We start from the raw sequence: 16,092 nt of genomic DNA on the forward strand, positions 1-16,092 counted from the left end.
TCAGTCCAGGCAGAACTCGTTGTCTTCCGGGTCGGTGAGGATGATGTGGCCGGCGCCCAGTGGGGGAGCGGGCTCGTGCCGGGACACCCGGGTGGCGCCGAGGGTGACCAGCCGGGCGGCCTCCGCCTCCAGGGCCGCCATCCGCTCGTCGCCGGTGCGGCCGGGGGCGGCGCGGAGGTCGAGGTGCACCCGGTTCTTCGCCTGCTTGCCCTCCGGTACCCGCTGGAAGAACACACGTGGGCCGGCACCGTCCGGGTCGACCAGGGCGGAGGCGTCGTTGCGGCGTTCGGGTGGCACGCCCATCGCCGCCAGGGCCTGGTCCCACGTCTCGAAGCCGGCGGGTGGGGCCTGTACCTGGTAGCCGAGCGCCTCGGCCCAGAACTCCGCCAGGGCGGCGGGGTCGGCGCAGTCGAACGTGATCTGGATTTCGCGGGCCATCAGCGGGTCTCCCGGGGAGTGTGCAGGTAGAGGTCGCGGAGCAGGCTGACCTCGGACAGGTGGTGGATCAGCTCCCGATGAATGTGCAGCACCAACGCCGCCATCGGCCACTCGGCGTACGGGCCCTCCGCCTCGCCGCACGGGCGGGCCAGGCCGGCCTCGCCGAGCGACTCGACGCCGGCCAGCCAGGTGGCGTACTCCGCGTCGAGCTGGGCCAGGGCGTCGGCCGCCGTGGTGGCGTACTCGAACGAGAAGTAGTCCGTCGGCTGCCGGCCGAAGTGGGCGGCGTTGCGCACGGCGAGCACGCCGACGATCACGTGGCCGAGCCGCCAGGCGATCGTGGTGAACGGTTCCGGGTCGGGCACCGGCATCGCGAAGTCGATGGTCAGCTCGCCGGCTCCGCCCTGCACCGGAGCGGTGCCGGTGCCGCGTGGACGCACCGTCCAGCAGCCGGGCACGGGCTCCCAGAAGTACTCCTCGTCGGTCAGCCCCTCGATGCGGTCGCGCAGCTGGTTGTCCCAATGCCAGGTGATCTGCTCGCGGAGCAGGGCGTTCCAGTTCTGGTCGGTCATGGCACCCACCCTGCCGCACATAGCGGACAGGATCGGTCCGCGATCTGTGCGACCATGACCTACGTGACCACGACCGAGCGCGTACTGCGGCTGCTCGGACTGCTGCAGCGACGGCCGTCCTGGACCGCCACCGAGCTCGCCGCCGAACTCGGGGTCACCGACCGGTCGGTGCGCCGGGACGTGGAGCGGCTGCGTGCGCTCGGCTACCCGGTGCACGCGACCGCGGGCGTCGGCGGCGGGTACCAGCTCGGCGCCGGCACCAGGCTGCCGCCGCTGCTGCTCGACGACGAGGAGGCCATCGCCACCGCGGTGTCGTTGCGGCTCGCGTCCGGTGGCACGGTGGCCGGAACGGGCGAGGCGGCGTTGCGGACGCTGGCGAAGCTCGACCAGGTGATGCCGCCGCGGCTGCGTGCCGAGGTGCGCGCGGTGCACGGCGCCACCGACACCCTGGTCGGCCCCGGGGTCGAGATCGACGCGGAGCTGCTGGTGACGCTCGCCCGGGCCTGTCGGGACGCCGTCCGGGTGCGGTTCGGCTACGCCGGCCGGTCGGGCGACACCACCGAGCGCACGGTCGAACCGGTGCGGATGGTCGCCACCAGCCGGCGGTGGTACCTGATGGCCTGGGACGTCGACCGGGACGACTGGCGTACGTTCCGGCTGGACCGGATGCGGAGCGTGACCGCCACGACCTGGCGGTTCCGGCCGAGGGAGCATCCGGACCCGGTCGCGCACGTGCAGCGGTCGGTCACCGAGGCGCCGTACCGGTACCTCGCCCGCGTGCGCCTGCACGCGCCGCCGGACCGGGTGCGGGAACTGGTACCGCCCCAGGTCGGGCGGGTCGAAAACGACCGGAACGGGTGGTGCGTGCTGGTCGCGGGCGGTGACGACCTGGACTGGCTCGCCGTACACGTGGCCCGGCTGGGCTTCGACGCGGAGATACTGGAGCCGCCGGAGCTGCGAGAAGCCGCCGCCCGGCTGGCCAGGCGGATCGCCGCGATGGCCTGACCACGGCCTAGAGGAGCACCACCTCACGCGTCGTGTCCTCGCCCTTGACCATGAGCTGCTCGCGGTTCTCCCGGACGGACCGGTAGACGAAGTCGCCGTAGCCGACCAGACGACGCAGGGCCTCGGTGAGGGTGACGCCCTCGCGTTCGATGACGTTCTCCAGGGCGCGGACGGTGTCGGGGGAGACCGCGACGTTGATGCGCTTCGGTTCCGTGCGCTGGGTCGCGGCGGAGTCGGTTCGTGCGCCCTTTGCCGGCATGGTCACATCCTGTGAGTGAGGGTTGGGGCGATCGGGTTAAGTATAGGTGCGGCTCCGGCGCATACACAACACGCGTTCTACACGCAATCGACACTTACGGAGTGTTGTCACTCTGTCTGCGGGGCGTTATCCTCGCAGGTAACCCAGGCTAAAGGGGCGACACGCGATGCCGGACACCAGCGAAGCCGCCTTCCGTGCGGAACGGTGGCATCTGGAAGGTGACCTGTACGAGAAGCCAGCGCGCAGCGGTGTCGAACCGCTCGACGGAACCTGGTTCGAACTCGTCGAGTCCGTCGTGGACACTCCGCTGATCCTGCTGGTGCCCAGGGATTCCCGCTGATCACTCCCGGTCACGGGATCGCCGGGGGATCTCGAAGCCGTTGCCGGGGTTGAGCACCGAGCCGACGCCGAAGAACGCGCCGACGATCGTGGCCGCCGCGCCGAGCAGGACCGGCAGCGCGGTGCGGGCGAGTTCGATGGCGAACTTCGGGCTGATCGCCCCGACCCACAGTCCGACCACCAGTACGAGGATGACCAGCACGATCAGCGACCCGGTGCCGACCAGGATCCAGGTCTGCATCCGCAGGAAGTGCCGGCGCGCGTCGGCCCTGGCGTCGATCTCCGCCCGCCGCGCCCGCAGTTCGAGCGCGATGAGCTCCCGGTCGCCGGGTGGGGACCGGTCGACCCAGGTGCCGTCCTCCTCCACCACGCCCGCCGCCGGCCGTCGCAGCCTGCGGAGTACGCGGGGCTGTGCGGGTCTCATCGTCGCTCCGTAGCGGAAGTGCTAAAACAGGATAATAGCACACGAAAGGATGAGAATTCGTGTTGATTCTCTGTATACAGCGTGCCAGACTGAGCGGAGCGAGGGAGGATGTGGTCATGTCGGGCCATCACCCGGACGCCGCGGCTGCGCACAGCCCGGTCCGCACCGAACCGAAGCGACTCAACGTCGCCGTCTCGCCCGCCACCGTGCGGGCGCTGGAACACGTGATCGAGCGCGAGGGCGTCAGCCTCACCGAGGCCCTGCGCCGCCTGGTCGGCTACGGCGACTTCGTCTACCGCGCGGTGCGCCAGAACGGCGAACAGCTCACCGTCGCCGGCCCGGACGGCACCCGCGAGGTCGTCATCCTCTGAACCGTCACGGCGTACGCCGCTTCGGCTCCCGCCCTGGCGGCTGCCGGACCGGCTCCGGCGGGTCCAACGCCGGGATCTTCCGCCGCAGCGGCGAGTCCTCGATCTCGATCCGGGCACCGTGGTGGGTCGCGGTGAGCGGCGGGCCGTCCAGCAGCCGGTAGGTCGCGTCGGCGCGGGAGATGTCCACGGCGAACCGGCTGCCCCGGTAGGTCATCCGGAACTCCAACCTGGACAGCGCGGACGGCAGTCTCGGCGCGAACGACAGCGCGCCGTTGTGGTCGCGCATCCCGCCGAACCCGGCCACCGCCACCAGCCACGACGACGCCAGCGACGCGATGTGCAGACCGTTGCGCACGTTGTGGTGCAGGTCGTGCAGGTCGGTGAACGCGGTCTCGGCGAGGTAGTCGTAGGCCAGGTCGAGGTGCCCGACCTCGGCCGCCAGCACCGCCTGCGGCCCGGCCGACAGCGACGAGTCCCGTACGGTCAGCGGCTCGTAGTAGGCGACGTTGCGGGCCTTCTGCTCCGCGGTGAACGCGTCGCCGCGCACGTACAGCGCCATCACCAGGTCGGCCTGCTTGACGACCTGCTTGCGGTACAGGTCGAAGTACGGGTAGTGCAGCAGCAGCGGGTAGTGCTCGGGTGCGGTGCCGTCGAAGTCCCACATCGCGTGCTCGGTGAACCGCTCCGACTGCGGGTGCACGCCGAGCATGTCGTCGTAGGGCACCACCATCTTGTCCGCCGCGGCCAGCCAGTCCCGCACCTCCTCGGCGGTCACCTCCAGCCGTTCCGCGGCCTCCGGCAGCCGGGCGCACGCGTCGGCCGCCGCGCGCAGGTTCCGCTGCGCCATCAGGTTCGTGTACACGTTGTTGTCCACGACCGCCGAGTACTCGTCCGGTCCGGTGACGCCGTCGATGCGGAACCCGCCGTGCACGTCGTGGTGGCCGAGCGAGGCCCACAGCCGCGCGGTGTCCACCAGGATCTCCACGCCGCTCTCGGTCTCGAAGTGCTCGTCGCCGGTCGCCGCGACGTACCGCACCACGGCGTCGGCGACGTCCGCCCCGACGTGGAACGCCGCCGTGCCGGCCGGCCAGTACGCCGAGCACTCCGCGCCGTTGATCGACCGCCACGGGAACGCCGCGCCGCGCAGCCCGAGCGCCGTCGCCCGGTCCCGCGCCTTGTCCATCGTCGAGTGCCGCCAGCGCAGCGCGTCCCGGGCCGCCTCGGGCACCGTGTAGGTCAGCACCGGCAGCACGAACGTCTCGCTGTCCCAGAAGGAGTGCCCGTCGTACCCGGGACCGGTCAGCCCCTTCGCCGGGATCGCCCGGCTCTCCCCGCGCGCACCGGCCTGCAGCACGTGGAACAGCCCGAACCGGATCGCCTGCTGCAGCTCGTCGTCGCCGTCGAGGACGACGTCCGCGCTGTCCCAGAACGCGTCCAGGTACCGGCGCTGCTCGCCGAGCAGGCCCTCCCACCCGGTCTGCATGGCACCGGCGAGCGCGGCCTCCACCTGCGCGCGCAGCGCGGGCGCGGACCGGCGGGCCGACCAGCCGTAGCCGAGGTACTTGGTCACGCACAGCCGCGAGCCGCTCGGCACGTCGACGGCCACGGTGAGCCGGGCGAGGTCGTCCTCGGCCTGGATCTCGGTACGCAGGCCGTCCTCGGTGGCCAGCTCGTGGTCCATCGCCGCGGCCATCCGCAGCCGGGAACGCCGGGTGTGGTGGATGAGCACGGCCCGGTGGTCCTCGGCGTACGACTCCTCGGCCTCCAGCGGGTCCCGCAACGTGGCCGCGACGCGCGGGTCCTTGCTCTCGGTCTCCAGCGGCTCGTTGGCCAGCAGGTCGGACTGGACCACCAGCTGCACGTCGCCGTCCAGCGGCTCCACCTCGTAGCGGATCGCGGCCACCGCGCGCTGGGTGAACGACACCAGCCGTTCGGTCCGCACCCGCACCCGCCGGCCGGTCGGCGACTCCCACACGGTGTCGCGGCGCAGCGTGCCGGAGCGGAAGTCCAGGGTCCGGTGGTGCTCGATCGCGCGGCCGTAGCGCATGTCCAGCGGCTCGTCCTGCACGAGCAGCCGGATCGTCTTGCCGTCGGTGACGTTGACGACCGTCTGGCCGTCCTCCGGGTAGCCGTAGCCCGCCTCGGCGTAGGGCAGCGGGTGCTGCTCGTAGAAGCCGTTGAGGTACGTGCCGGGCAGCACCACCGGCTCTCCCTCGTCGAGGGTCCCGCGCAGGCCGATGTGCCCGTTGGACAACGCGAAGGTGGACTCGGTGCGTTCCAGCGCGGACAGGTCGAGGCTGTTCCAGCGCAGCTCCCACGGGGACACCTGGAAACCGTGCTCGGTCACGCGTCGCCCTCCTCCAGCAGCTCGGCGAGGTCGGTGACCACCACGTCGGCGCCGTGCGCGCGCAGCTGGTCGGCCTGCCCGGCCCGGTCGACCCCGACGACGTAACCGAACCCGCCCGTCGCCGCGGCCCGCACGCCGGACAGCGCGTCCTCGAACACCGCCGTGTGCTCGGCCGCCACGCCGAGGGCCTCGGCACCGGCGAGGAAGCTGTCCGGCGCCGGCTTGCCGGGGAGGTTCCGTTCGGCGATGACCACCCCGTCGATCCGCGCCTCGACGAACGGCGTCAGGTTCGCCGCGTCGAGCACCGCGGCGCCGTTCGCCGACGACGTCACCACGCCGATCCGCACCCCGGCGGCCCGCGCGGCCTTCAGGTAGCGCACCGATCCGGGGAACGGCGACACCCCGCGCTCTGCGATGATCTCCTGTACCCGGATGTTCTTGCGGTTGCCGACGCCCTGCACGGTGTCGTCCGACGGCGCGGCGTCCGGGTCGCCCTCCGGCAGCACGATGTCGCGCGAGGCCAGGAAGGCGCGGACCCCGTCGAAGCGCGGCCTGCCGTCGACGTAGCTGTTGTAGTCGGCCTCGGTGAACTCGCGGAAGGCGTCGCCGTCGCGTCGTCGGAGGAACCCGTCGAACGTCTCCTTCCACGCGGCGCGGTGCAGCGCGGCGGTGCCGGTGAGCACGCCGTCGAGGTCGAACAGGCAGGCGGTCACGTGGTCTGGCAAGCCGATCACAACCCGGACGCTACCCAAACCGGACGCCCCTCGCCGATCGTGCGATCACCCGACCCCGAGCCGGTCGCGGAGCACCGACTGGAACGTCTCCTCGAAGCGGTCGTAGCGGGCACGCAGCTCGGCACCCGGCCAGTCCGACGGCAGCAGTGGGCCCGGCAGCAGCGGGTCGGCGACCAGGTGGCGCAGCACGGCCGCCGAGACGATGAACCCCGCGGCCAGGTCGCCGGACCGGGCGGTCTCGTCCAGCCCGTCGTGCAGCAGCCGCGCCCGGTCGGCCCAGGCCGGCAGGTCCCACAGGCTCGCGGCCAGCGCCACCGGATCGATCGCCGGGCGGCCGAGCAGCACCAGGCACGGGAGGTCCAGCGGCCGGTCCAGGTTCGCCGGGCGCAGCCACGTGCCCTCCCGGACCTCGGCCAGCCGCAGCCCGGCCATGGTCTGGCGGAACGCGGTGCGCGAGGCCGGGGAACGCCGGTCGGCGGTGACCACGACGATCTCCCAGTCGCCGGACCACGGCCGGGTGGCGGGGGAGCGGCTCTGGTCCTGACGGGCCTGCCGCCCGGCGAGCCGGTCGGTGAGTTCGTAGTCGCCGTCAACCTGGCGCAGGTCGCCGGCCGCGACCATTCGCGACAGGGCGACCCGGATCGTGCCCTCGGTGATGCCGAACAGCCCGCCGACCTGCACCAGGCTCCTGGCCGGCAGCCGGGGCGGGTGAGTGCCGAGCAGCGTGCTCAGCACCACCGACCGGGCGGTCAGCGGGCGCAGGCCGGGGATGTCGGGCACTCCCATCGCAATTTCCTTACACATCTGGTGTTGCGTGTTCAGAAAACGTAACATCGTGGGCATGCCGGCAACGCACGCTGTGACCAACCAGGTTCCGCCGCTCGTCGACCACGACGTCGCGGATGATGCCGCCCTGCTCGAGGGCCTGCGCCGGGAGGGGGCCGGCTGGGCCGAGGACGACCTGCACCAGCTCGGCCGCCTCGCCGGCACCGCCCGTGCCCAGGAGTGGGGCAGGCTCGCCAACGAGTACGAGCCCGTGCTCCGCACCCACGACCGGTACGGCCACCGGATCGACGAGGTCGAGTACCACCCCGCCTACCACGAGCTGATGACCGTCGCGATCGGCAACGGCATGCACGCCGCTCCCTGGCGCGACCCGCGACCGGGCGCCCACGTCGCCCGCGCGGCGCGGTTCTTCACCTGGGCCCAGGTCGAGGCGGGCCACGGCTGCCCGGTCTCGATGACCTACGCGGTCGTGCCGGCGCTGCGGCACAGTCCCGAGTTGGCGGAGCGGTTCGAGCCGCTGCTGGCCGCCACCGACTACGACCCCGGCCTGCGGGTGCCGGAGACCAAGCGCGGGCTGACCGCCGGCATGTCGATGACCGAGAAGCAGGGCGGCTCCGACGTGCGTGCCAACACCACCCGCGCGGTGCCGGCGAGCGACGGGAGCTACCGGCTGACCGGGCACAAGTGGTTCACCTCGGCGCCGATGTGCGACGTGTTCCTCGTGCTCGCGCAGGCGCCGGGCGGGCTGTCCTGCTTCCTGCTGCCCCGGGTGCTGCCCGACGGCACCCGCAACCGGATGCACCTGCAGCGGCTCAAGGACAAGCTCGGCGACCGGTCCAACGCCTCGGCCGAGGTGGAGTACGACGAGGCGGTCGCCTGGCTGGTCGGCGAGGAGGGTCGGGGCGTGTCGACGATCATCCAGATGGTCAACCTGACCCGGCTGGACTGCGTGCTCGCCGGGGCCGCCGGCATGCGGGCCGCGCTCGTGCCGGCCGTGCACCACGCCACACACCGCAGGGCGTTCGGCGACCACCTCGTGGACGCCCCGCTGATGCGCAACGTGCTGGCCGACCTGGCGGTCGAGTCGGAGGCGGCGACCACGCTCGCCTTCCGGCTGGCCGGCGCCACCGACCGCGCGGTCGCCGGTGACGAGCAGGAGGCCGCGTTCCGCAGGCTCGCGCTCGCGCTCGGCAAGTTCTGGGTGTGCAAGCGGACCGCCCCGCACGCCGCCGAGGCGCTGGAGTGCCTGGGCGGCAACGGTTACGTCGAGGAGTCCGGCATGCCCCGGCTGTACCGGGAGGCGCCGCTGATCTCGATCTGGGAGGGCTCGGGCAACGTCGTCGCGCTGGACGTGCTGCGTGCGCTCGGCTCGGTCGGCGCGGACGCGTTCCTGGCCGAGGTGGACCGGGCCGCCGGCGCCGACCGCAGGCTCGACGAGGCGGTCGCCCGGCTGCGCAAGGACCTGCACGGCCTGTCCGACCCGGCCGCCGCGCAGGCCGGCGCCCGGCGGCTGGTCGAACGGATGGCCCTGGTGCTGCAGGGATCCCTGCTCGTCCGGCACGCCCCGGCGGCGGTGGCGGACGCCTTCTGCGCCTCCCGCCTCGACGGCGACTGGGGCGTCGCGTTCGGCACCCTCCCGTCCGGAGTGGACACCGCGGCGATCGTCGAGCGGTCCCGCCGGGCGACGGGCTGACCAGCCGCCCCTACGATGCGGTCCGATGGGCGTGGGGGACGGATCGACCAACGAGCGGGCGCAGGCGATCGAGCAACGGCTGGACGTGCCGGTCCTCGTCGCGGCGCTGGTGTCGGTGCCCGCGGTCTTCCTCACCATGACCGACGGCGTCCTCGCCGTGTTGGGCAACGTGCTGAACGTCGTCTCCGGAGTGGTGCTGGTCGGCGAATCGGTCTTGTTGCTCCTGCTCAGCCGGGAGAAGCTCGCGTGGATCCGGGAGCACCGGTCGGAGCTGCTGCTGGCCGTGGCGACGATCCCCGCGGTGGTCCTGCTGGTCGGGCCGGTTCAGGTGTTCCGGCTGCTGATCTTCGTCTCCGCGTTGCGGATGCTGCGGGTGCGGCGGATCCTCGGCGCCGCCGACGTGATCAGCCGGCGGACGAACCTCGGGCCGAGGCGGCACCGGGCCGTGCTCTGGGTGGTCACGGTGATCGCGGTCGTGTTCGTCGGCGTCGTGCTGGCCGATCCGACCTCGGCCAGCCGGCGCGCGGTGGACTGGATCGTGGCGCACGTCGGGCTGGTGCCGGCAGCGGTGGCGGCGGTGCTGGTCGTCGGGACCGTGCTCGTCGCCTGGCGGGTGCAGCTGGTGTCGCGGCTGGTGCGGCGCTTCCGGTCGGCCGGCTCGGTTCAAAAGGACAACGGAAAAGGTCCGCACGACGAAGGGTAGAAATTACCCAACCGTTCATTGACTTGTCCTGTTCCGCGCTGTCACGATCTCCGCGGTGGCGGAAACCCCTGCACCGCCGCAGTTCATTCGTGGAGGACGTATGCGTAGACGTCTCGTACCCCTGTTAGCCGCCCTGTTCATGGCCGTCACCGGCACGGTCACCGGCGCCGTGGCGGCCGCGGAGCCGGTCGCCACGGAACCGTCCGTGGCCGACGTGGCCCCGGCGGACGCGTGTTACACCTGGAACCGCACCCTGAGAGAGGGCATGAGCGGCTCCGACGTCACCCAGCTGCAGATCCGGGTCGCGGGCTGGGTCGCGTCGGGCGAGAACCTCGTCCTCGACGGGGTGTTCGGCCCGGCGACCAAGCGGGCGGTGACGAGGTTCCAGTCCGGCTACGGGCTCGGCGCCGACGGTATCGCCGGCTCGCAGACCTACAGCAAGATCTACGAGCTCCAGGACAACGACTGCACGCCGATCCACTTCGCGTACTCGGAGTTCGACGACAACTGCGGTGCCAACAACTTCAACGGCGGCAAGGTCTCCGCGGCGACCGCCAAGGAGAACATCCGCCGGGTGATGTGGCAGCTGGAGGCGGTGCGGCGCAAGCTGGGCGACCGGCCGCTGAACATCACCTCTGGGTTCCGCAGCGTCTCGTGCAACTCCTCGGTCGGCGGTTCGCCGAGCAGCCTGCACATGTACGGGCAGGCCGCAGACCTCGGCCTGAGCAACCCGCCGCAGTGCACGATGTGGAACGGCGGCAAGACCGCCGGGTTCGAGGAGCTGCTCGGCCCGGGCTACCCCGGACACAACGACCACGTGCACATGGCGAACAGGTCGAGCCGCTTCTGGAGCGCGCCGAACTGCTGATCCCCGCCTGACCGACTCGGGCCCGTGCCTCCTCCGGCGCGGGCCCGAGTTCTGGGTTCAGCAGCAACCCTCGTCGCACTCGTCGCACTCGTCGCAGCAGTCGGTCACCGGGTCACCTCCTCTCCGGCGGGGCACCACGTGCCGGGCTCCGGCTCGCGGCACTCGGGCATGCTCTCGACCATCCGCACCAGGTCCTCGCGCAGCGCGGCCAGCCGGGCCAGCTCGGTGTCGACCTCGGTGATCCGCCTGCGCAGCAGCGTCTCCGCCGGTTCGCACGGGCAGTCGCCGGTGTCCCGGACGGACAGCAGCTCGGCGATCTCCCGCAGCCGCAGCCCGAGCCGCTGGCAGCCCTGGATGAACCGCAGCCGGTCGACGGCCTCCGGCGGGAACCGGCGGTAGCCGCCGGGGGTCCTCGGCGGCGGGGCGAGCAGCCCGGTGCGCTCGTAGTACCGGATCGTGTCGGTGCCGACGCCGGCCCGCGCGGCCAGCTCGGCGACCAGGAAACCCGTGGCCATGAACCGACGGTAAACCTTGGAGTCCGGTCCAGGGTCAAGCCTGCCGATGCGCGTGCGCGCACGACATGCTGTGCTGTGCACGCACGCTCACGAGCCAGCTGGGAGTCGAAGATGCCGGGTACCGAGGTCGATGTCGTCGTGATCGGGATGGGGCCGGGTGGCGAGGACGTCGGCGCCCGGCTCGCCCGCGCCGGGTTGTCCGTGGTGGGGGTCGACGCCCGGCTGGTCGGCGGCGAGTGCCCGTACTACGCGTGCGTGCCGACCAAGATGATGATCCGCGCCACCGACGCGCTCGGCGAGGCCGCCCGGGTCGACACCCTCGCCGGCTCGGCGTCGGTCCGGCGGGACTGGGCGCCGGTCGCCACCCGGATCCGCGAGGAGGCCACCGACGACTGGGACGACACCGTCGCGGTGGACCGGTTCACCGGCACCGGCGGCGAGTTCGTGCGCGGGAGCGGCCGGATCACCGCGCCGCGCGAGGTCACGGTGTCCACAGCGGACGGTGCGCGGGTGTTCCGCGCCCGCCGCGGGATCGTGCTCAACACCGGCACCGACCCGGCGGTGCCGGCGATCGACGGCCTGGCCGAGACGCCGTACTGGACCAACCGGGACGCCGTCGCCGTCGAGGAGGTGCCCGGGTCGCTGGTCGTGCTGGGCGGCGGCCCGGTCGGCTGCGAGCTCGCGCAGGTGTTCGCCCGGTTCGGCGCGGCGGTGACGATCGTGCAGCACGCCGACCGGCTGCTGCCCGGCGACGAGCCGGAGGCCGGGGAACTGCTCGCGGACACGTTCGAGGCCGAGGGAATCACCGTGCGGACCGGTATGTCGGCCGCGCGGGTGCGGTACGACGGCGGGCGGTTCGCGGTCAAGCTGGACAACGGCGAGGAACTGGCCGTCGACCGGCTGCTGGTGGCGGCCGGTCGGCGAACGGACCTCGCGGCGCTCGGCGTCGGTGCGGTCGGGCTGCCCGAGGACGTGCGCGGCGTGGACACCGACGAGCGGATGCGTGCCGCCGACGGGTTGTGGGCGATCGGCGACATCACCGGCCGGGGTGCGTTCACGCACGTGTCGATGTACCAGGCGCGGATCGCGGCGGCCGACATCCTGGGCGAGGACGGCGCAGAGACCGCCGACTACCGCGCGGTGCCGAGGGTGACGTTCACCGACCCGGAGGTCGGCTCGGTCGGGCTCACCGAGGAGGCGGCGCGCGCGAAGGGCATCACGGTCCGGACGGGCCTGTCCGAGATCCCGTCGTCGTCGCGGGGGTTCATCCACAAGGTCGGCAACAAGGGGTTCGTCAAGCTGGTCGAGGACGCCGAGCGCGGGGTGCTGGTCGGCGCCACCTCGGTCGGCCCGACCGGCGGCGAGGTGCTCGGCGCGCTGGTGGTCGCGGTGCACGCGGAGGTGCCGACCACGACGCTGCGCCGGATGATCTACGCCTACCCGACGTTCCACCGCGCGATCGAGGACGCGCTGAACAACCTCGCCTGACGCTCAGGGGGCGAGGGCCTTCGCCAGGGAGCGCAGGCACAGGCTCAGCGCGTGGTGCTTGGGCACCTCGTTGTCCCGCACGTGCGACCAGCCGCTGAACAGCAGGCTCCACAGCAGCTGCTGCACCCACAGCGGGTCCATCGCGGGGTCGATGCTGCCCTCCTCGTGGCCCCGCTCGACCAGGCGCAGCAGCGCCCGGTCGCCGTCGGTCTCCTCCTCCCACGCCGGCCCGGCCATCACCTCGGGCACGGTGAAGCACAGCGTGAACAGGTCGCCGAACTCGAAGAACTCCTGGCACAGCCGGCTCAGCGCCTCGGGGGCGGTGCCGGTGTCGAGCTTCGCGCGCTCGGTGGCCCGGTCGATCCGCTCCAGCAGGTGCGCGCTGACCGCGTCGATCAGGTCGGAGCGTTCCGGGAAGTAGCGGTGCACGGTCGTGCGGCCGACGTTCGCCGCCTGCGCGATGTCGGCCAGCGTCGCGGACGCGTTGCCGACCAGCGTGCTGACCGCCGCGTCCAGGATCGCCCGTCTGGTCCGCAGCCGCGCCCCGGACTCCGCGATCGCGCTCTCTCCCCGGCTCATAGCGGTATACCGTACAACGCCGCCCAAGATGAAACTAGTTTGACTGAAGTGGAACATGTGTGTTCCATTGTCGGTATGGAATCTCCACAAAGGTTCGCGCGGCTCCGCGTGCTCTGGACGTTCGCCAGACCGCACCGGGGCACGCTGGTGCTCGGCCTCGTGCTGGGGCTGCTGGGATCGGCCTCGGGGCTGGCCACCCCGATGGTCACCAAGTGGGTGCTCGACTCGCTCGGCACGTCGGCCTCGCTGTCCGGGCCGGTGCTCGCGCTGCTCGTGGTGTTCCTCGGCGGGGCCGTGGTCTACCTGTGGCAGTGGATCCTGCTCGGCACCATGGGGGAGCGGGTGGTGCTCGGCGCGCGGGAGTCGATGGTGCGGCGGTTCGTCCGCGCCACCGTGCCGGCGGTGACCAGCCGGTCGTCCGGCGAGCTGGTCACCCGGGTCACCTCGGACACCGTGCTGCTGCGCGAGGCGGCGTCGTCCAGCATGGTCGGGCTGATCAACGGCGCGGTGATGCTGGTCGGCTCGCTGGTGCTGATGAGCGTGCTCGACCTGGTGCTGCTGGCCACCACGGTCGGCGCGGTGATCGTGGTCGGGGTGCTGTTCATGGTGCTGATGCCGAGGATCGCCAAGGAGGAACAGCTGGCGCAGGAGCGGATCGGCCTGCTCGGCGGCGCGCTGGAGGGCACGCTGCGCGCGATCCGCACGGTCAAGGCGAGCCGCGCGGAGGAGCGGCAGTCCGGCCGGGTGCTGACCGAGGCGGTCGCGTCCACCGAGCACGCGATCCGGGCGGTGCGCCGAGGGGCGGTCGCCTGGGTGACGGCGTGGTCGGGCATCCAGCTGGCGATCGTGCTGATCCTGGGCATCGGGGCGTGGCGGGTGGCCGAGGGGCAGCTCGCGGTGTCCAGCCTGATCGCGTTCCTGCTGTACGCCTTCGCTTTGATGGAGCCGATCACCGAGCTGAGCCAGAACGTCACCGCGCTCCAGTCCGGGATCGCCGCGGCCGGCCGGATCCGGGAGGTCGGCGCGCTGCCGGTGGAGGTCGACCCGTCACCGCGTTCCGGCGACCCGGTCGAGACCGCCGACATCCTGGAGCTGCGCGACGTGGTCGCCCGGTACGGCCCGGACGCCGAGCCCGCGGTGGACGGGGTCACGCTGACCATCCCGCGGCGCGGGCACACCGCGATCGTCGGGCCGTCCGGCGCGGGCAAGACCACGCTGTTCTCGCTGATCCTGCGGTTCCTGGAGCCGCAGCGGGGGTCGCTGACGCTCGACGGGCGGGACTACGCCGGGCTGTCCTACGCCGACGTCCGGGCCAGGCTGGCGTACGTCGAGCAGGAGACGCCGATCGTGCCGGGGACGATCCGGGAGAACCTGCTGTTCACCCACCCCGACGCCACCGAGGAGGAGCTGCGCCGGGTGCTGGCCGAGGTGCGGCTGACCGACAAGGTCGACGAGCTGCCGGACGGGCTGGACACGTCGCTGACCTCGTCGTCGGTGTCCGGCGGCCAGCGGCAGCGGATCGCGCTGGCCAGGGCGATCCTGCGCACCCCGGACGTGCTCCTGCTGGACGAGGCGACCGCGCAGGTCGACGGGCTGACCGAGGCGGCGATCCACGACTGCATCCGCGCCCGCGCCCGCACCGGCGCGGTGGTGACCGTCGCGCACCGGCTGTCCACGGTGATCGACGCGGACACGATCGTGGTGATGGAGCGGGGCCGGATCCGGGCGCAGGGGACGCACGAGACGCTGCTGGCGACCGACTCGCTCTACCGGGAGCTGGTGGAGGCACTCCGCATCGCGAAGGAACAAGCCGAGATCCCGGCGTGACCTTCTGGCCATCGGAACACGTGTCGTCGAGAATGGCCCGATGCCAATCGGTCGTGGCTTCCTCTCCTATGTGCACGCGGACAACCTGGCGGAGGGCAACCGGATCGCCGATCTGGCGCAGGACGTGGCGGATCAGTACCGGTTGCTCACCACCGAGGAGTTCCGGCTGTTCCGCGACAAGGACCACCTGTGGTGGGGCGAGGACTGGCGGGAACGGATCGACGAGGAACTGGCGCGGGCGACGTTCTTCATCCCCGTGATCACCCCGTCATATTTCGAACGCCCGGAGTGCCGCCGCGAACTCGACCTGTTCGCCCACCGCGCCGTCCAGCGGGGAGTCGACGCGCTGGTGCTACCTGTCATCTGGGTCGACTTCCCCGCGCTGCGCGCCACCCCGTCCGGCGACGACCTGATCGACCTGGTGCGGCGGTTCGCCTGGCAGGACTGGACGAAGCTGCGTTTCGCCGAGCGGTCGTCCACCGCGTACCGCACGGCCGTCGCGGACCTGGCGGCGAGCCTGGTGTCCGCGTCCGAGGCGGCCGAACGCGTCCCGCTCGGCTCGGGCGACGCGCCGTCCTACCGGGACGTGCTCACCCGCGTCGAGGACACCCTGCCCGCGTGGCTGCGCACGATCGACCTGGTGCACGCCAACCTGTCCGAGGTCGGCACGCTCATGCAGGAGCGCGCCGGCACCCGCCAGCCGAGCAGCTTCGTCGAACGGGTCGGCCTGGCCGAGGTGCTGGCGGTCGCCCTGCACCGCCCGGTCACCGACCTGGGCCGGCTGTCCACCGAGTTCCTGACCCACGCGCACGAGGTCGACCAGGGCTTGCGGGTGGTCGTCGACCGGGCCAACCGGGACGCCGCCGGCAACCGCGAACTGACCGGCCGCGTCGCCCGCTTCGCCCACGACCTGCGCACGATCGTCGAGGAGGAGGTCCGCGACCTGGCCGACGCCGAGGACGTCATCGCCATGGTCGCCGAGATCGAGCAGGGCACCCGCACGCTGCGCCCGATGGCCCGCTCCCTGCGCAGATCCATCACCCTCCTCGCCGACGGCCGCGACCTGATGACCACCTGGCCCACGATCCTCGACGACCTCCCGCTCACCCAGGACCTATAGGCTCTCCCTATCAGGGGAGGGCGA

The 16,092-nt window shown here is 72.2% G+C and carries 18 protein-coding genes; 9 read left to right on the forward strand and 9 right to left on the reverse strand.

Annotated features, from left to right (window positions below; all coding sequences use genetic code 11):
• Both JT362_RS19980 and JT362_RS19985 read right to left on the reverse strand, forming a co-directional pair.
• The gene (locus tag JT362_RS19980; protein WP_260192926.1) at window positions 1-438 is read right to left on the reverse strand and encodes a VOC family protein; all 438 of its coding nucleotides are present in this window, start codon (window positions 436-438) and stop codon (window positions 1-3) included.
• The gene (locus JT362_RS19985) at window positions 438-1,010 is read right to left on the reverse strand and encodes a DinB family protein (protein WP_260192927.1); all 573 of its coding nucleotides are present in this window, start codon (window positions 1,008-1,010) and stop codon (window positions 438-440) included. The genes JT362_RS19980 and JT362_RS19985 overlap by 1 nt, the downstream gene beginning before the upstream one ends.
• Before the next feature lie 54 nt (window positions 1,011-1,064).
• Here JT362_RS19985 and JT362_RS19990 point away from each other — a divergent pair, with 54 nt between their 5' ends.
• Window positions 1,065-2,015 (forward strand): helix-turn-helix transcriptional regulator, encoded by a 951-nt coding sequence (locus JT362_RS19990; protein ID WP_260192929.1) that lies wholly within the window; start codon window positions 1,065-1,067, stop codon window positions 2,013-2,015.
• A gap of 7 nt (window positions 2,016-2,022) precedes the next feature.
• Here JT362_RS19990 and JT362_RS19995 read toward each other — a convergent pair whose 3' ends face one another.
• The gene (locus JT362_RS19995; RefSeq protein ID WP_260192930.1) at window positions 2,023-2,274 is read right to left on the reverse strand and encodes a hypothetical protein; all 252 of its coding nucleotides are present in this window, start codon (window positions 2,272-2,274) and stop codon (window positions 2,023-2,025) included.
• A 166-nt stretch (window positions 2,275-2,440) separates the two neighbouring features.
• On the opposite strand from JT362_RS19995, the gene JT362_RS20000 reads away from it, so the two are divergent.
• Window positions 2,441-2,614 (forward strand): hypothetical protein, encoded by a 174-nt coding sequence (locus tag JT362_RS20000; RefSeq protein WP_260192931.1) that lies wholly within the window; start codon window positions 2,441-2,443, stop codon window positions 2,612-2,614.
• On the opposite strand, the gene JT362_RS20005 is transcribed toward JT362_RS20000, so the two are convergent.
• Window positions 2,615-3,037: a hypothetical protein gene (locus JT362_RS20005; RefSeq protein WP_260192932.1), complete on the reverse strand. Its 423-nt coding sequence runs from the start codon at window positions 3,035-3,037 to the stop codon at window positions 2,615-2,617. It lies immediately after the preceding gene.
• Window positions 3,038-3,153: 116 nt separating this feature from the next.
• Between JT362_RS20005 and JT362_RS20010 the strand changes: the two genes are divergently transcribed.
• On the forward strand, window positions 3,154-3,408 hold the full coding sequence (locus JT362_RS20010; RefSeq protein ID WP_260192933.1) for a ribbon-helix-helix protein, CopG family: 255 nt from the start codon (window positions 3,154-3,156) through the stop codon (window positions 3,406-3,408).
• Between the two features lie 4 nt (window positions 3,409-3,412).
• On the opposite strand, the gene JT362_RS20015 is transcribed toward JT362_RS20010, so the two are convergent.
• The 3 genes from JT362_RS20015 to JT362_RS20025 are packed head-to-tail and all read right to left on the reverse strand — an operon-like array spanning window position 3,413 to window position 7,275.
• On the reverse strand, window positions 3,413-5,755 hold the full coding sequence (locus JT362_RS20015; RefSeq protein WP_260192934.1) for a glycoside hydrolase family 65 protein: 2,343 nt from the start codon (window positions 5,753-5,755) through the stop codon (window positions 3,413-3,415).
• Window positions 5,752-6,489 carry an HAD family hydrolase gene (locus tag JT362_RS20020; protein WP_260192935.1) on the reverse strand — a complete coding sequence of 246 codons (738 nt, stop codon included), beginning with the start codon at window positions 6,487-6,489 and terminating at the stop codon, window positions 5,752-5,754. The genes JT362_RS20015 and JT362_RS20020 overlap by 4 nt, the downstream gene beginning before the upstream one ends.
• 45 nt (window positions 6,490-6,534) lie before the next feature.
• Complete coding sequence (locus JT362_RS20025; RefSeq protein ID WP_260192937.1) at window positions 6,535-7,275, reverse strand: PaaX family transcriptional regulator C-terminal domain-containing protein; 741 nt, start codon at window positions 7,273-7,275, stop codon at window positions 6,535-6,537.
• A gap of 55 nt (window positions 7,276-7,330) precedes the next feature.
• Here JT362_RS20025 and JT362_RS20030 point away from each other — a divergent pair, with 55 nt between their 5' ends.
• The 3 genes from JT362_RS20030 to JT362_RS20040 all read left to right on the forward strand — a co-directional run bounded on the left by JT362_RS20030 (window position 7,331) and on the right by JT362_RS20040 (window position 10,539).
• Entirely contained in the window at window positions 7,331-8,968 is a 1,638-nt protein-coding gene (locus JT362_RS20030) for an acyl-CoA dehydrogenase family protein (protein ID WP_260192938.1), read from the forward strand.
• Window positions 8,969-8,993: 25 nt separating this feature from the next.
• Window positions 8,994-9,671 carry a hypothetical protein gene (locus JT362_RS20035; protein ID WP_260192940.1) on the forward strand — a complete coding sequence of 226 codons (678 nt, stop codon included), beginning with the start codon at window positions 8,994-8,996 and terminating at the stop codon, window positions 9,669-9,671.
• A gap of 100 nt (window positions 9,672-9,771) precedes the next feature.
• Window positions 9,772-10,539, forward strand: a complete 768-nt coding sequence (locus JT362_RS20040; RefSeq protein WP_260192942.1) for a M15 family metallopeptidase — start codon at window positions 9,772-9,774, stop codon at window positions 10,537-10,539.
• A 104-nt stretch (window positions 10,540-10,643) separates the two neighbouring features.
• On the opposite strand, the gene JT362_RS20045 is transcribed toward JT362_RS20040, so the two are convergent.
• On the reverse strand, window positions 10,644-11,054 hold the full coding sequence (locus JT362_RS20045) for a MerR family transcriptional regulator (protein ID WP_260192944.1): 411 nt from the start codon (window positions 11,052-11,054) through the stop codon (window positions 10,644-10,646).
• A gap of 111 nt (window positions 11,055-11,165) precedes the next feature.
• Here JT362_RS20045 and JT362_RS20050 point away from each other — a divergent pair, with 111 nt between their 5' ends.
• Window positions 11,166-12,542 (forward strand): dihydrolipoyl dehydrogenase family protein, encoded by a 1,377-nt coding sequence (locus tag JT362_RS20050; protein WP_260192946.1) that lies wholly within the window; start codon window positions 11,166-11,168, stop codon window positions 12,540-12,542.
• Window positions 12,543-12,545: 3 nt separating this feature from the next.
• Here JT362_RS20050 and JT362_RS20055 read toward each other — a convergent pair whose 3' ends face one another.
• The gene (locus JT362_RS20055; RefSeq protein WP_260192947.1) at window positions 12,546-13,121 is read right to left on the reverse strand and encodes a TetR/AcrR family transcriptional regulator; all 576 of its coding nucleotides are present in this window, start codon (window positions 13,119-13,121) and stop codon (window positions 12,546-12,548) included.
• 75 nt (window positions 13,122-13,196) lie between these two features.
• Here JT362_RS20055 and JT362_RS20060 point away from each other — a divergent pair, with 75 nt between their 5' ends.
• Window positions 13,197-14,948, forward strand: coding sequence for an ABC transporter ATP-binding protein (locus tag JT362_RS20060; protein ID WP_260192948.1), 1,752 nt, complete (start codon window positions 13,197-13,199; stop codon window positions 14,946-14,948).
• Between the two features lie 40 nt (window positions 14,949-14,988).
• Window positions 14,989-16,068, forward strand: coding sequence for a toll/interleukin-1 receptor domain-containing protein (locus JT362_RS20065; protein WP_260192949.1), 1,080 nt, complete (start codon window positions 14,989-14,991; stop codon window positions 16,066-16,068).
• Window positions 16,069-16,092: the final 24 nt, after the last annotated feature.

Origin of the sequence: Actinophytocola gossypii (assembly GCF_025165815.1) — a bacterium.
GTDB classification, from domain to species: Bacteria; Actinomycetota; Actinomycetes; order Mycobacteriales; family Pseudonocardiaceae; genus Actinophytocola; species Actinophytocola gossypii.

What these genes read in the sequence shown, in the direction of transcription:
- JT362_RS19980 (WP_260192926.1), bottom strand. Translation starts at nt 438, where the DNA reads ATGGCCCGCGAAATCCAGATCACGTTCGACTGCGCCGACCCCGCCGCC.
- JT362_RS19985 (WP_260192927.1), bottom strand. Translation starts at nt 1,010, where the DNA reads ATGACCGACCAGAACTGGAACGCCCTGCTCCGCGAGCAGATCACCTGG.
- JT362_RS19990 (WP_260192929.1), top strand. Translation starts at nt 1,065, where the DNA reads ATGACCTACGTGACCACGACCGAGCGCGTACTGCGGCTGCTCGGACTG.
- JT362_RS19995 (WP_260192930.1), bottom strand. Translation starts at nt 2,274, where the DNA reads ATGCCGGCAAAGGGCGCACGAACCGACTCCGCCGCGACCCAGCGCACG.
- JT362_RS20000 (WP_260192931.1), top strand. Translation starts at nt 2,441, where the DNA reads ATGCCGGACACCAGCGAAGCCGCCTTCCGTGCGGAACGGTGGCATCTG.
- JT362_RS20005 (WP_260192932.1), bottom strand. Translation starts at nt 3,037, where the DNA reads ATGAGACCCGCACAGCCCCGCGTACTCCGCAGGCTGCGACGGCCGGCG.
- JT362_RS20010 (WP_260192933.1), top strand. Translation starts at nt 3,154, where the DNA reads ATGTCGGGCCATCACCCGGACGCCGCGGCTGCGCACAGCCCGGTCCGC.
- JT362_RS20025 (WP_260192937.1), bottom strand. Translation starts at nt 7,275, where the DNA reads ATGGGAGTGCCCGACATCCCCGGCCTGCGCCCGCTGACCGCCCGGTCG.
- JT362_RS20030 (WP_260192938.1), top strand. Translation starts at nt 7,331, where the DNA reads ATGCCGGCAACGCACGCTGTGACCAACCAGGTTCCGCCGCTCGTCGAC.
- JT362_RS20035 (WP_260192940.1), top strand. Translation starts at nt 8,994, where the DNA reads ATGGGCGTGGGGGACGGATCGACCAACGAGCGGGCGCAGGCGATCGAG.
- JT362_RS20040 (WP_260192942.1), top strand. Translation starts at nt 9,772, where the DNA reads ATGCGTAGACGTCTCGTACCCCTGTTAGCCGCCCTGTTCATGGCCGTC.
- JT362_RS20045 (WP_260192944.1), bottom strand. Translation starts at nt 11,054, where the DNA reads ATGGCCACGGGTTTCCTGGTCGCCGAGCTGGCCGCGCGGGCCGGCGTC.
- JT362_RS20050 (WP_260192946.1), top strand. Translation starts at nt 11,166, where the DNA reads ATGCCGGGTACCGAGGTCGATGTCGTCGTGATCGGGATGGGGCCGGGT.
- JT362_RS20055 (WP_260192947.1), bottom strand. Translation starts at nt 13,121, where the DNA reads ATGAGCCGGGGAGAGAGCGCGATCGCGGAGTCCGGGGCGCGGCTGCGG.
- JT362_RS20060 (WP_260192948.1), top strand. Translation starts at nt 13,197, where the DNA reads ATGGAATCTCCACAAAGGTTCGCGCGGCTCCGCGTGCTCTGGACGTTC.
- JT362_RS20065 (WP_260192949.1), top strand. Translation starts at nt 14,989, where the DNA reads ATGCCAATCGGTCGTGGCTTCCTCTCCTATGTGCACGCGGACAACCTG.